Source organism: Clostridium sartagoforme (assembly GCF_004794105.1).
Classification (GTDB): Bacteria; Bacillota; Clostridia; order Clostridiales; family Clostridiaceae; genus Clostridium; species Clostridium sartagoforme_B.
Map to the genome: position 1 here is coordinate 72,016 of NZ_SRYR01000005.1, position 15,245 is coordinate 87,260.

Annotated in this window: 13 protein-coding genes; 12 read left to right on the forward strand and 1 reads right to left on the reverse strand. The window is 27.7% G+C overall.

All coding sequences use genetic code 11. The features are described from left to right. The first annotated feature begins 193 nt into the window (after positions 1–193). The 7 genes from E5347_RS10995 (at position 194) to E5347_RS11025 (ending at position 8,615) form a co-directional block, all read left to right on the forward strand. Positions 194–760 carry a MarR family winged helix-turn-helix transcriptional regulator gene (locus E5347_RS10995; RefSeq protein ID WP_136007280.1) on the forward strand — a complete coding sequence of 189 codons (567 nt, stop codon included), beginning with the start codon at positions 194–196 and terminating at the stop codon, positions 758–760. Between the two features lie 77 nt (positions 761–837). Continuing rightward, the gene (locus tag E5347_RS11000; RefSeq protein WP_136007281.1) at positions 838–2,646 is read left to right on the forward strand and encodes an ABC transporter ATP-binding protein; all 1,809 of its coding nucleotides are present in this window, start codon (positions 838–840) and stop codon (positions 2,644–2,646) included. A 405-nt stretch (positions 2,647–3,051) separates the two neighbouring features. Next, complete coding sequence (locus tag E5347_RS11005) at positions 3,052–5,301, forward strand: bifunctional diguanylate cyclase/phosphodiesterase (RefSeq protein ID WP_136007282.1); 2,250 nt, start codon at positions 3,052–3,054, stop codon at positions 5,299–5,301. 82 nt (positions 5,302–5,383) lie between these two features. Then, a complete protein-coding gene (locus E5347_RS11010; protein WP_136007283.1) occupies positions 5,384–6,280 on the forward strand; it encodes a Cof-type HAD-IIB family hydrolase in 897 nt (298 codons plus the stop codon). Positions 6,281–6,519: 239 nt separating this feature from the next. Then, positions 6,520–7,068, forward strand: a complete 549-nt coding sequence (locus E5347_RS11015; RefSeq protein ID WP_136007284.1) for a hypothetical protein — start codon at positions 6,520–6,522, stop codon at positions 7,066–7,068. Between the two features lie 68 nt (positions 7,069–7,136). Then, complete coding sequence (locus E5347_RS11020) at positions 7,137–7,784, forward strand: HAD family hydrolase (RefSeq protein ID WP_136007285.1); 648 nt, start codon at positions 7,137–7,139, stop codon at positions 7,782–7,784. Between the two features lie 222 nt (positions 7,785–8,006). Further along, positions 8,007–8,615 carry a sugar O-acetyltransferase gene (locus E5347_RS11025; RefSeq protein WP_279230101.1) on the forward strand — a complete coding sequence of 203 codons (609 nt, stop codon included), beginning with the start codon at positions 8,007–8,009 and terminating at the stop codon, positions 8,613–8,615. 103 nt (positions 8,616–8,718) lie between these two features. Here E5347_RS11025 and E5347_RS11030 read toward each other — a convergent pair whose 3' ends face one another. Beyond that, positions 8,719–9,144, reverse strand: a complete 426-nt coding sequence (locus E5347_RS11030) for a (deoxy)nucleoside triphosphate pyrophosphohydrolase (RefSeq protein ID WP_136007287.1) — start codon at positions 9,142–9,144, stop codon at positions 8,719–8,721. A gap of 410 nt (positions 9,145–9,554) precedes the next feature. On the opposite strand from E5347_RS11030, the gene E5347_RS11035 reads away from it, so the two are divergent. From E5347_RS11035 to E5347_RS11055, 5 genes are read left to right on the forward strand one after another with little or no spacing between them, the layout of a single operon-like run. Then, positions 9,555–10,625 (forward strand): ABC transporter ATP-binding protein, encoded by a 1,071-nt coding sequence (locus tag E5347_RS11035; RefSeq protein WP_136007288.1) that lies wholly within the window; start codon positions 9,555–9,557, stop codon positions 10,623–10,625. Then, complete coding sequence (locus E5347_RS11040; RefSeq protein WP_136007289.1) at positions 10,625–11,506, forward strand: carbohydrate ABC transporter permease; 882 nt, start codon at positions 10,625–10,627, stop codon at positions 11,504–11,506. The genes E5347_RS11035 and E5347_RS11040 overlap by 1 nt, the downstream gene beginning before the upstream one ends. Positions 11,507–11,514: 8 nt before the next feature. Beyond that, positions 11,515–12,333 (forward strand): carbohydrate ABC transporter permease, encoded by an 819-nt coding sequence (locus tag E5347_RS11045; protein ID WP_136007290.1) that lies wholly within the window; start codon positions 11,515–11,517, stop codon positions 12,331–12,333. Continuing rightward, complete coding sequence (locus tag E5347_RS11050; protein ID WP_136007291.1) at positions 12,317–13,612, forward strand: MBL fold metallo-hydrolase; 1,296 nt, start codon at positions 12,317–12,319, stop codon at positions 13,610–13,612. Before E5347_RS11045 ends, E5347_RS11050 begins: the two co-directional genes overlap by 17 nt. A 15-nt stretch (positions 13,613–13,627) precedes the next feature. Beyond that, positions 13,628–14,884 carry an ABC transporter substrate-binding protein gene (locus E5347_RS11055; RefSeq protein ID WP_207670478.1) on the forward strand — a complete coding sequence of 419 codons (1,257 nt, stop codon included), beginning with the start codon at positions 13,628–13,630 and terminating at the stop codon, positions 14,882–14,884. Positions 14,885–15,245: the final 361 nt, after the last annotated feature.

Here is a 15,245-nt window from a genome sequence, read left to right on the forward strand (position 1 = left end):
ACACTAAAAATGTAGATTATTTATTGAAACTTATATATTAATTTTTATTATTTATAGTAATAGGATTTACTATATATTAATAACAAAAAAGTTAGGAACCTAATTATTTTTATTGACATAGGATTGGTATAAAGAATATAATTAATTTAATTAGGTACCTAAATAATTATAAAATTATAAGGAGGATGTTTATATGACAGAAAAAATTTCAAATGAATTATATGATGCAGTGCAAAAACTAAATAGACATATGCATAGAAATAGACATAGAGCAGTAAAGACAAATGAAGGAATCCATAGAGGAAGAATAAGACTACTACATTTTATTTCTAAGAATGATGGAATCATTCAACGTGATTTAGCGGAAATGTTAGATATGAGACCATCATCTTTAACAGAAATGATAACTAATTTAGAAAAGAGTTCATTAGTTAAACGTGAAAAGGATGAAAATGATGGTAGGGTAATGCATGTATTTTTAACTGATGAAGGTAAAAAAATTATTGATGATTTTACTAAGGTAAAGGATGAATTACCTGATACTGTTTTTAATTGCTTAACAGTAGAGGAAAAAGAAAAAATGCTAGAGATAGTTAATAAGGTTAACTCAAATCTTGAAACTATTGATAGTACTGAAGAGGGATTGAAAGATAATACAAAGTTAGAATGTTCTCAGAAGGGGCGTGGAGGACATCATAGGAAACATGGAAGACCTGATAAATTTAATCATCATAGAGAAAATAAGAGGATTTGGATTTAACTAGAGGATACATTTACAGTATGGATTAAGGTGTGGAGCTTTTAAATGTAAAACTGTATGTAAATGGAGGAATAATTATGGCAGGAGGATTTGGAGGCAAAATGAGGTTTGCCAAAGAGGAGGATAAGGAAATAAAAATATCTAAAGATATATTACTTAGGATATTTAAATACTTTAAGCCTTTTTGGAAGCAGATGATTTTAGCTATTATTTTACTACTTATTGTATCAATATTAGGACTAGTGCCTCCTATAATGACTAAAAATATTATTGATAAGGCTTTACCAGAGAAAAGTATGTATCTACTTATTATGTTTATACTTGCATGTATTGGAGCTACAGTTCTTAAGGAATTAGTCTCTGTTGGACAAAATTATATTAATACATGGATATCTAAACATATTATTTATAATATGAAAAATGAAATGTATATGCATCTGCAGCATATGTCTATGAATTTCTTTTCACTATCGAAGCCAGGTGAAATTACTACCAGAATGACAAGTGATATTGAAGGTATTCAAGATATTTTTAAAACGACAATTGTAAATGCCTTAGGGAGTATATTAACCCTTGCAACAACTATGGTGGCATTATTTGCAATGAATTGGAAGATGGCATTGATAAGTTTTATAATATTACCAGTGTTTATATTACCAACAAGAAAGGTTGGGAAATATAGATGGAAGATAGCCATGGATAGTCAAGAAAGGTTAAGCGAATTAAATCAATTAATTCAAGAAACCTTAAGTATTAGTGGAGCAACATTAATGAAGATCTTCACTAAAGAAAAGGATTCTTATAACCAATTTGAAAGTACTAATAAAAAGGTTATTAACCTGCAGATAAAAGAAACACTAGCAGGAAGATGGTTCTTTATGACTATGAGTATTTTCACTACTTTAGGACCTATGCTTATATATTTATATGGCGGATATTTATTTATGATAGATAAGATGTCTATTGGAGAAATAGTTGCTTTTGTTGCTTTATTAGATAGGTTATATAGGCCAGTAACTCAGCTTTCCAATATTCATATTGACGTTACTAGATCTCTAGCATTATTCCAAAGGATATTTGATTACTTTGATATAGAAGAAGAAAGTAGAGATAAAGATAATGCAATTAATTTAGAAAAAGTAAATGGAAATATTGAATTTAAAGATGTTTCTTTTGCATATAAAAAGGATCTTCAAGTACTACATGACATTAATTTTTCTATTAATTCTGGAACAATGACTGCTTTAGTAGGAGCTAGTGGAGTAGGGAAGACTACAGTAACTAATCTTATACCAAGACTTTATGAAGTTTCAGAAGGAAGTATAAAAATAGATGGACATGATACAAGAGATGTAACCCTTCAATCCCTCCGTAGACAAATAGGGATAGTTATGCAAGAACCATATTTATTTAATGATACTATTGAAGCTAACTTAAGATATGGAAGTGAAGATGCTACTAATGAAGAGTTAATCGAAGCATGTAAAGCTGCATATATCCATGATTTTATTATGTCTTTACCGGATAATTATAAAACAGTAGTAGGGAATAGAGGTATTAAACTATCAGGCGGAGAAAAGCAGCGTATATCAATTGCAAGAGTAATATTAAAGAATCCTAAGATATTAATTCTTGATGAAGCTACATCTGCCTTAGATTCTGTTTCTGAAATGTATATACAAAAAGCGTTAGTTCCATTACTAAAAGGTAGGACAAGTATAGTTATTGCCCATAGATTATCTACAATTTTATCAGCAGATAATATATTAGTTTTTGAAGATGGAAAAATAGTTCAATCAGGAAAGCATAATGAATTGTTAAATGAAGGTGGATTATATAAGAAGCTATATGATACACAGTTTAAAAAAGAAAATGCTTTTATATAATGAAGGAAAGAATATAAATAATAAACAAAGAGTTATAAAAGGTTTCATGGAAATTATACATGGAGCTTTTTTTATTAAAATGAGTCGTATTTAAGGCGCTATATTTAAGATTAATATAGAGATTTTAGTATAAGAAGATACCCTTAGTTATAATTATTAAAGGGGATATTAAACAAGTGAGAAATGTAGGGACTGTAGTTTTTATGTGAAAATAGGCTTGTCATACAATATATGAAAATATGTTTAATCATATTAAATATACTTTAAAAATATTCTCATATAAATGTTTTAAAATGCTAAATTATAGAAAAAGGAGACAAAATTTTCTTGCCTATGATATAATAAGAAAATGTAAAGATGAAAATAATTATATGGGAACTTTAATTGGACACAGGGGGTAAAATAATGAAGCGGAAAAGAAACTATACCTTAAAAGTAGTTGCTGCTTTTTTTGTTACTATAGTATTTGCGTTGATTTGTTCGTTTACATATTTAGATTATATGAGAAATATATTAAATAATGATACAAAAGAAAGATTGCTTGAAGTAGCAGATCGAACTACGGATACAATGAAGATAAAGCTTCAGTCTGGTATTACTGAACTTAAAAATTTAAGTACAGCTATTTCTTTAAAAAGTGGATATAACACAGAGGAAATGAAAGATGTATTATATAATTATGTTAAAGAATCGAGTTTTCAAAGAATCGAATTAATTGATCCTAATGGAGATGGGTACTCAAATGACTTCAAAGACATTAACTTTTCAGATAGAGAATACTTTCAAAAAGCAATGAATGGAGAAGTAAATATTTCTAATTTTATGCAAGAGAAGGTTAGTGCGGAAATAGGTAGCACATTTGCAGTACCAATATTTAATGAAAATAATGAGGTAATAGGTGTATTAGCTGCCTCAAAAGAAGTTTCTGAATTTAAGAAATTATTAGATGTAAATATTTTAGGGGGAGAAGGATATTTAGCATTAGTAGATTCTAGTGGTGCCATTATTACAAGCCAGAATCATAAAAACTATGATAGTGGTATTACGGATTTAAGAGAAGTTAAGTTTGAAAATAATAATACCTTTGTTGATTGTTCAAGGAAGTTTGAAAAAGGCGTTCTAAAGACTCAATCAAGTAGTAATGATAGTAAGTATATAGCCTATGCTCCAATAGGTATAAATAATTGGTATATCATATCTATTGTTCCCGCAAGTATCATAGAGAAAAATATAACTAGTTTGAATAACATATCTTCTTTAATGTGGATTAGCATGTCAATATTACTTTTGATTATAGTAACATATATTATTTATTCCAAAAGAAAAGCTGATAACAAGTTAGAAAAAATAGCATTTGTTGATTCAGTTACGAATGATCCCAATTATAATTCATTTTTTTATGATTTTAATAAAAGAATGAGTAAAGAATATAAAAATAGTTATGCACTAGTAACATTAGATATAGATAAGTTTAAAGTAGTTAATGATGTCTTTGGATATGAAAATGGAGATGATATTTTAAGACATATGGCCTTTGTTATCTGTGAAAATTTAACGCAAAATGAAATATATGCAAGACATAGTGCTGATAATTTTTTAATTCTTCTAGAATATATAGATGAAGATAGCATGTTGAACCGGATGGACAGTATGACAATAGAGATATTGAATAATTTAGATAAAGTAATTAAAAATATGAGTGGAAGAATTTATTCTTATAAGTTTATTTTAAATTACGGTATATGCATAATAGATGATAAAAAGGATCCTTTAGATTTAATAGTAGATAGAGCAAACCTTGCTAAGAAAAGAGTTAAGGGTAGCCACAAAACTACAGGGGCTATTTACACTAAGGATTTAAGAGAAAAAATGCTAATGGAAAAAGAACTTGAAAACTATATGGATAAAGCATTGAGAGAAAAGCAATTTAAAGTATATTTTCAACCAGAAGTGTCTTTTAAAACAGGGAAAATTATAGGTGCAGAAGCACTAGTTAGATGGTATCATCCTGAAAAAGGTATAATTTATCCGGATAAGTTTATTCCATTATTTGAAAAAAATCAATTTATAAAGAAATTAGATTACTATATGTTTAATGAGGTAGCATTTTATATTCAAAAATGGGAATCAGAAGGTATAGTGCTTCCAAAAACATTATCTATTAACTTGTCTAGAGTACATTTATCTGATTTAGATTTAGTAGATGAATTATTAAAGATAGTTAAAGATCACAATGTAGAGCCAAGTAAAATAGGAATTGAGCTTACTGAAAGTGCATTTTTTGAAGATACTGATTTAATTATAAATGTAATGGAAAGGTTAAAAAATGCAGGCTTTAAAATTTATATTGATGACTTTGGTTCAGGTTACTCATCATTAAATACATTAAAAGATCTGAAAGTAGACTACTTAAAGTTTGATAGAGGATTCTTAACTAATTTAGAAGATAATAAAAAAGGGCAAGCTATATTGCATAATTTAGTTAATATGGCTAGGGATATTAGTATATGCACAGTGGCTGAAGGTGTAGAGACTGTAGCACAAGCAAACTTTTTAAGTGAAAAGGGATTTGATATTGCACAAGGATACTATTATTATAAACCTATGACAGCAAAAGAGTTAAGGGATAAATTAATTAATGATGAGAATATTTGAGAAGCATTAATTAGGTATGATAATATATAGTAAGGGAAAATATAGACTATAAGATAAAAGAGATATGGAGGAGAAAGTAGTTATGATAAAATTTATAGCATCAGATATGGATGGAACATTGCTAAATAGTGACCATGACATAGATAAAGAAACAATTGAAGCAATCAGAAGAGCTGAAGAAGCAGGAATGACTTTTGCTATTTCTACAGGTAGAGAATACGAAAGTGTAAAGGGACTTTTAGAAAAACATAATTTAAAAGTACAGTGTGTTCTTTCAAATGGAGCAGAATATAGAGATGAAGATGGAAATATCTTAGAAGTTATTAATATAAAGGAAGAAAGTGCTAAAAAAATAATAGAGCTATTAGATAAGCATCACCTTTCAGCTAGAATTTTCACTGATAAGGGAATATTTACAACTTCTACAGAAGAAGAAGCTTTAAAAGAAATTATATTTAGAACTATGACCTTTAATCCAGGGATATCAGAAGATGAAGCTAGAGAAGTTGCAGAAAACTTAGGTTTTTTCACTTGTCTTCAATATATAGATGATGTAGATGAATTTTTTAAAGGTGGAGTAGAGGTAAGAAAATTTGTTGCCTTCCATAATGATATTGAACTTATAGATAAAATGAAGAAGGTATTAAGTGAGATAGATGGATTAGCTATTTCCTCTTCCTTTAGAGATAATATTGAGATTACAGATATTAATGCGCAAAAAGGAATTATCTTAGAGAGAATAACAGCTAAAAAAGGTCTTGCTAATAATGAAGTTATGATTCTTGGAGATAGCTTTAATGACTACTCTATGTTTGAAATTTTTGAAGAGAGTGTAGCTATGAAAAATGCAATTGATGAAGTTAAAGCCATTGCAAAATATATAACTGCAAGTAACAATGATTTAGGTGTGGCAAAGGCTATTAATTATGCTGTTGATAATAATTTAGATGTTATATTAAAATCCGATAAGAATAATTAATTAATTAATAAATCTATTAAGTGGTGTAAAGTAAGTAATGCTTGCTTGCATCACTTTAGTTACTTTAAAATGATTTTAATAAATTATAAAGTGTAATTAATATATCTAAGTTGTAATAAATTTTCTATATTTTTTTAAGTTAGTTAATATTTAAAATAACATAATTACTAAATATGTAGATTATTTATTGAACTATATCTTAAGATAGTCTTATTAATATTAATTTGTAGGAGGTTATTATGGGAAAATTTGCAGAGTTTTTTGATTCGATAGATAAGTTATTCAGTGAAGAAAAGGAACAAAAATTGAAAGCTAAACTAGCTAAGAAGATAAAAGATACTATTTTTACTGATGATATATTAGAAAAATTAAATGAACATGATTTTACTGGATTAGCAGATGAAGAAGAAGAGGTGGTTATGTTATTCTCTTCTATCTTTCCAGTAATACTGGAAGATAAAGATATAGTTTTTAGATTGTATAAACATAAAATAGAAGTTGATTTTTCTTCTGAAATGAAAGATAGATATATTTATATATTATCTGATGGAAGATATACTTCGGGAATGTTTAAATGCTTCAACATTAGCGATGAAGAATATGTTATAGGAATGAAAATTATAATAGATGCTATCCCTAAATTAAAGAAATCCTTATTAGAGACATTATCGAACTATGATAAAATAGTAAGTTCTAATAATAATTCAGAAAACTATAAGGAAAAGATAGAAATATCAGAAAAAAATTATATTGAATTAATAGAATATATAGAGAAAAACAACAAGTAGGAAGTAATTTATAATATTTATACGCAGAAATAGTTAAAGAAATAGATGGAGGATTGACCCTAGTTTATATGAAGAAAGTAGAATCAGTTATATTTGATATGGATGGAGTGCTTTTTGATACTGAAAGCATATATTTAAAGGTTTGGAAAAACGTATTTAAAAAGTATGGTTATAAAATGACTAAGGATATATATAGTCAAGTTATTGCCACTGGAAGAGAAAATGTGAAAAAAGTATTTCTAAGAGAGTTTGGAGAAGAACTTCCAATTGAGAAGATGTATGTAGAAAAAGATCTTGCCTTAAAAGAGGAGATAGAAAAGTGTATATATATTAAAGAGGGAGCTGTTGAAATTTTAACTCACTTAAAAAGTAAGAATTATAAAGTTGCCTTAGCTACATCTTCAGATAGAGAACGAATGAATAAGCAATTAGAAAAAGCAAATATAAGGAAATATTTTGATGAGATAGTTTGTAAGGATGAAGTGGAAAAGACAAAGCCTAATCCTGAAATATATTTAAAAGTTGCTAATAAGCTTAATGTAAACCCTAAAAATTGCTTAGTTATTGAAGATTCCTTAGCTGGTGTAAAGGCAGCATACAAAGCAAATATGAAGGTGTTACATGTAGAAGACTTGAAGAAAGCAGATAATGAAATAAAAAAATACTGCTATAAGAGTTTTAATAATTTATTAGATATAAAAGAAGAAATATTTTAATAAAAGAGGCGATACTTAAATTAAAAAATGTAATGTAGAAATATCTAATTCATTAAACTTAAAAGTTTTTGTAGCAAAAAAAGCTAAAGAAAGGATTAAAAAGTACTTAAACACATAAAAGATTATAGAGTATTTGTATAATAATCAGTGTTTTTAATAGTAATTAATAGTAATTATTAGTATAATTATTTAAGAGAATAATTATATAAGTAGAGGTGGATTATGACTGAAAAAGAAAAAATGCTATCAGGAAATTTATATATGGCTAATGACAAAGAGCTTAAAGCTGATGCAAAGAAATCTAGAATGTTAACTAGATTATTTAATAATACTACAGAAGAGCAAAAAGAGTATAGAGCAGAACTATTAAAAGAGTTATTTAAAAAAACAGGGGATAATATTTATATTGAACCTTCTTTTAAATGTGATTACGGATGCAATATTTCCGTAGGAAATAATTTTTATGCTAATTTTGATTGTATAATTTTGGATGTATGTAATGTAGATATAGGAGAAAATGTGTTTTTTGCTCCTAGAGTATGTATCTATACAGCAGGTCATCCAATAGATGCTGAAGTTAGAAATACAGGCTTAGAGTTTGGGAAACCTGTTAAAATTGGGAATAATGTATGGGTCGGTGGAAGTACAGTAATAAACCCAGGTGTTATCATAGGGAATAACGTAGTTATAGGATCGGGTTCAGTAGTAACTAAGGATATACCTGATAATGTAATAGCTGTAGGTAATCCTTGTAGAGTTTTAAGAAAAATTACAGAAGAAGATAAGATATATTGGGAAAAGAAAAAAGAAGAATATTATAGTGGATTATAAAGTTCTGTTATAATAAAAAAACTCCTAATGGATTTAAAAAAACATTTTTTTAGGGGTCTTTAAAGAATTATATCAATAGATGTTTACTCTGAATTTTTAAATTTTAATTGGGCTGTTTGTGAAACAGTCCCTTTTTATGTTTTAAAATAAGTTTTTTTACAGTTGGAATATCAGCAGGAGCCCAATTCAAACTTTCTATGTAATCTATTGGTAGCCATAGTAGCTTAGCGTGTTCTTTAGCTAATGGGTTGTCCTGAGTTAACTCACACTTTGCTACCATTAAATTTAATATGTAATTATCATATTCATATGTAGTTGCGCTAAATAAAGAGGAGAACTCTACTTTACAACCTAATTCTTCGTATATTTCTCTTGTTATAGCTTTTTCAGGAGATTCACCATCTTCAATTTTTCCACCTGGGAATTCCCAAAAGCCAGAAAGTGACATGTCTTTTGATCTTAAAGCACAAAGAATTTCAGAATTATCATTTTCAATAATTGCGCCTACAACTTTAATAATTTTTTTCACAGTTATTCACCTCTAAAATGATATTATCACAGAAAAGCACTAATTTACATATAAATAATTATATTTTAATAGAAAAATGTTTTTGTAAAAATTAGAGAAAAAAAGAAAAAAATATTCTATATTAGGTAAAATTATGTTATATTTAAGTCTTGGGGATTATTAATATATTTATTTTGCATAATTAATTTTATATTTCAAAAACTATAATTAGGATATAGAAAAATACTTAAATTTTCAAAAATGTAAAATTATCCTAATATTATTACTAATAGTGATATATAGATTTAAAAGTTAATAGAATGTTAAAAATAAAGTAAAAAAATATAATATATTGTCATGAAACAATATTTAGTATAGTATAATTTGTAGAGATAAAAGCTTAATAAAAAAATAATTATTTGAGGTGGCACATGATACATATTGAAAAACTTAAAAAAGTTTATAGCAATGGTTATGAAGCTTTAAAAAGCATTGATCTTAAAATTAATGAAGGTGAATTAGTTTGTCTTTTAGGACCTAGTGGTTGTGGAAAGACTACTATCTTAAACTTATTAGCTGGACTTCTGGACCCAAGTGATGGAGATATAAGATTTGGTAATGAATCTGTTATAGGTAAGCACCCTAAAGATAGAGGGATTGGATTAGTGTTCCAAAATTACGCTTTATATCCGCACATGACAGTTCTAGAAAATGTAATGTTTCCACTAACTGTTGGTAAAAATAAAAAAACTAAGAGCGAGGCTATGGAAATAGCTAAAAAATATATGAAAATTACTAGTATTGAAGAGTTAGCTGATAAAAAACCAGGTGAAATGTCAGGTGGACAACAACAAAGAGTTGCAATAACTAGAGCATTAGTTCAAAATCCAAGAATATTATTACTTGATGAGCCTTTAAGTAACTTAGATGCTAGATTGAGATTAAAGATTAGAGAAGAAATTAGAAGATTAGTTAAAGAAATTGGTATAACTACTATTTTCGTTACTCATGACCAAGAAGAAGCATTATCTATAAGTGATAGAATTGTATTAATGAATGAAGGTATAGTTCAACAATTTGATATTCCTCAGAATCTTTATTTGGAACCAGAAAATCTTTTTGTAGCTAAGTTTATGGGAAATCCAATAATTAACTTAATCGATATGAAAAAAGATGGAAATGTATTAAAGTCTAAAGATTTTAATATTGATTTAAATCTTTTAAATAAAGATAGATTTAAAGGTGAGTTAACGGAAGTGAATTACATTGTAGGTATAAGACCAGAATACTTTGAATTAAGTACAAATCCATTATTTACAGCTGAAGTTGAATCAATAGAATTGATAGGTAAAGATTGTATTATAAACTTTAATGTTAATGAAACAAATGCAAAGTCTATTACAGATATTAGTAAGAAGGTATCAGAGGGAGATAAAATAGGATTTGATATTGACTATAACGGAATTTATTTATTCCAAGAGAATGGAGTTAGAGTGTACTAATGAAGAAGTTTAAGTATAGAGCAGAGAATTCACCACAAGCATGGCTGTTTTTAATGCCTGCTTTAATAATCGTCGGAATATTTAATGTGTTACCTTTAATAAGAACATTTATTATGTCCTTTCAAAAGGGGACTTTAAATAACTTAACATTTAATGGATTTAAAAATTTCGAAGTAGTACTTAAAGATCCTAAGTTTCATACTGCTATAGGTAATACTGCACTTTTTTCTTTTATTGTAGTACCTGTAGGGTTAATTATCTCTATGTTTATTGCTATTACAATATATGAAAAAATTAAGTATAAGGATGTATTTGAAACAATATTCTTTATACCATATTTAACAAGTGTAATTGCAGTAGGTATTGTATTTAGATTTTTATTAAATGGTGAGTATGGATTTGTAAACTATGTACTAGGAATTTTCAATGTAGGACCATTTAATTTCTTAGATGACCCAAATATGAGTATGATTACTCTTATAATATTTGGGATTTGGTCAGGACTTGCTTTTAATATAATAATATTACTTTCAGGTCTTAGAAATGTTGATAAAAGCTATTATAAGGTTGCAGATATGTTTGGAGCTACAAAGATGGAGCAGTTCTTTAGAATAACTTTACCTCAAATGATACCAATTATAACATTTTTATTAATGGTTAATTTTATAAATGCTTTTAAGGTATATGCTCAAGTGTTCTCTATATTTAACGGTAAAGCTGGTATTGCAGATAGTGCAACAACTGCAGTGTTCTACATATTCAATAAGTTCTATGTAGAAAATCGTTATGGCCAAGGTATGGCAGCAGCAGTCATCTTATTTGGTTTAATTTTAATTTTCACATTAATTCAAAATCGTATATTAAAAAGAATATCTAAGTAGGTGAAAAAATGAAGAAAGTTAATTTAGTTTTATCAAAAACCTTTATAGTATTAATGGCGATTATTACATTATTTCCTTTTGTATATATGATTTTGTCAAGCTTAATGACTTATCAAGAAGCAACAAGCATACCACCAACATTATTTCCTAAGGAATTTCAATGGAATAACTTTTCCCTTGCAATGGAACAGGCTCCATTTGTAAGATATTTCTTTAATACAATATTTGTTTCTGGTATATCAACAATAGGAACAGTAATTACGTCTATATTAGCTAGTTTTGCACTAGTTAAATTGGAATTCAAGTATAAAAATATCTTAGTATTAGGTATGGCTGCTTTATTAATGGTACCATATGAAGTTACAGTATTTACAAACTACCAAACTATAGCGCAGTTTGGTTTATTAGACACATATACAGCATTAATAATACCATCTCTTGCAAGTGTATTTTATATATTCTATTTAAAAGAGTACTTAACAAGTATTCCTATATCTTACTATAAGGCTGCAAAAGTAGATGGATGTTCAGATTTAGAATTTGTTAAAAGAATATTGATACCTTTAGCAAAGCCTGCATTGTTTACTATGGGAATTTTAAGTTTTATTAATGGATGGAACTCATTCTTATGGCCAATACTAGTTACAAATAGTAAGGAAATGAGATTATTAAGTAATGGATTAAGTTCCTTTGCAACAGAAAGTGGTACAAATGTACAACTTCAGATGGCAGCATCAACAATAGCTATTGTACCAATACTAATTTTATACTTAATCTTTAGAAAACAAATTATTAGAGGAGTTGTTAAGAGTGGCGTTAAAGGATAAAAAGACAAAAATCACTTTTCACAATGGTATATTAACTATTGGTGGAACAATAATTGAAGTAGTTTATGAAGATAGCCATATATTCTTTGATTTTGGTAGTGAGTATGATCCAAAGGCTCCAGTACAGCCAGAAGATTTACAAGGTTTATTAGATGAAAAGTTAGTACCATATTTAGATAATATGTTTGATCCTAGTATTCCATTAAAGGGATATGAATCAAAGGAAAATAAATTTAAAAATACAGCAGTATTTTTATCACATATGCATTTAGATCATTCAAAAATTATAAATTACTTAAATCCAGAAGTACCTTTATATATGTTAGAAGGAACAAAATCACTATTAAATACCTTAAATATTAATAATGATTTCTTATTCCCACTTCATGAAAACAAGGGTAAGAATACAAGAGATATAATTGGAGTTAAAGAATATGAAGTTATAGAAATTGGTAAGATTAAAGTTAAAGTAATGCCAGTTGACCATGATGCCTATGGCGCTTGTGGACTATTAATTGAAACTCCAGATTTGGTTATTTCTTACACTGGAGATATAAGACTTCATGGATATAGAAAAGATGCTACATTAAGATTCTGCAAAGAAAGTGAAAAATGCGACGTTCTATTAATAGAGGGTGTAAGTGTTTCATTCCAAGACTTTGACGATGATGTTAGCGATAAAGAAATATCAAATGAACCAGAATTAATAGATAGAATAAATGAAATAGTTAATAATAATCCTGATAAGCAAATAACATTTAATTACTATATTTCTAATATAGAAAGAATATTAAATATTATAAAATCTAATTCAAGAAAAGTTGTGCTAGATGCATATTATTCATATGTTCTTAAGGAAGCAACAGGATATGAGTCTTATTATTATCAATTAGATAATACAGATTATGGATTAGATGAAAAGCTTAAAATTGATTTTGAAGAATTATTAAATGATAAAGGTAGCTTTTTCTGGCAATTAGATAAACTTGCCATTGAATATATAGATAAATTACAGGAAGATGGAATTTATATTCATTCTAATGCAGTGCCATTAGGTGATTTTGATCCAGCATACACACCATTTGTAAACAAATTTGAAGAAAGAAATATTAAATTCGAAAGAGTTTCATGTAGTGGGCATGCTCATCCTTATGATTTAATTGAGATAATTAACTTAATTAAACCTAAGTTATTAGTACCAATACATTCTTATCGTCCTGAAAAACTTTATAATGAAAATGGTGATGTTCTTTTACCAGAAAAGAAACAAACTATATAACCGGAGGGGAAAATAATGAAATTTAAAAAGTTAATTGCTCTTACACTTTCATTAGGTTTATTAACTGGATGTGGAACAAAGGGAGCAGGAACATCTAACGAAGACATTGTTACAGAAATTACTTCACCTGTTGAAATTACTTTCTGGCATGCAATGAATGGAGACTTAGAAAAATCTCTACAAAAATTAACAGATGAGTTTATGGCTCAAAACTCTAATATAACAGTAACTTTACAAAATCAATCAAGTTACCCAGATTTACAACAAAAAATAACTGCTACAGTTGCAAGTCCTAAAGACTTACCAACTTTAACTCAAGCTTACCCAGATTGGATGTTCAATCCAATTCAAGATGGACTAGTAACTGACTTAGCTCCATATATTGAAAATGAAACTTTAAAATTTGATAATTATGAAGATATATTAGCAAGTCTTAGAGAAGCAGCTACTATAGATGGAAAAATATATGGTATGCCATTTAATAAGTCAACAGAAGTTATATGGTATAACAAGACTTTATTTGATGAATTAGGATTAAAAGCTCCAACAAACTATGATGAGCTTGTTCAAGTTGCTAAGACAATAAAAGAAAAGAAGGGCATCCCAGGAGCTGGATTTGACTCATTAAATAACTACTATACAACTTTCTTAAAGAGTGAAGGAAAGACATTTGATAATAACTTTGATGTAACTAGTGAAGAATCAGCTAAAGCTGTTAACTATTACTTAGAAGGTGTTAAAGAAGGTTACTTTAGAATTGCTGGAACAGATAAGTACTTATCAGGACCATTTGGTAATGAAACTGTAGGTATGTATGTTGGTTCAAATGCTGGCGAAAACTTTGTTAAGCAAGGTGTAGGCGATAAGTTTGAAGTTGGAGCTTCTCCATACCCAACAAATGCATCACTACAACAAGGTACTGATTTATATGTATTCTCAAGTGCTACACCAGAACAAAAAACTGCTGCTTATGAATTCTTAAAGTTCTTAACTAGCAAAGAAAAGCAAATTCAATGGGGTATTGAAACTGGATATATGCCAATTAGACAAAGCGCTATTGAATCAGATGAATACAAGAACTCTGGAAGCTTAATAGCTCCAATACTTGCTGATGCAACTAAGAATCTTTATACAAACCCAGTTATGACTGGTGCTGATGCAGCATATCGTGAAGCTGGTACTGTTTTAGAAGCAATATTAGCTGACACATCAACAGATGTAACTAAGAAATTAGAAGAGTTTAAAACTACTTTAAATTCTATTTGGGAATAATGCTATAATTATATAGATAGAATTACAAGGAGCTGTTATTTTAACCTATTATAAATAAGTTAAAAGCAGCTCCTATTCTCTAAATAGAATTATTAAGAATAAAATTAACAATCTTACTTTAAGTATTAGAATAAATTACTTGAAGAACTATATAAACTTTAACTTTGATTTATAAAAAATATTTTAATTAATTTAAAATAAAGAATATTATAAGCTATGAATTATTTAGAATAAACTATAATAATTTATTAATAATTAATTATTAATTGAAAAAATTCAATAAAGTAATTTGCATCAAATTACATCGACAATTGATAACTGTTAATTGTTAACTGTAAATTGAGAAGAAGATTAATTAAAG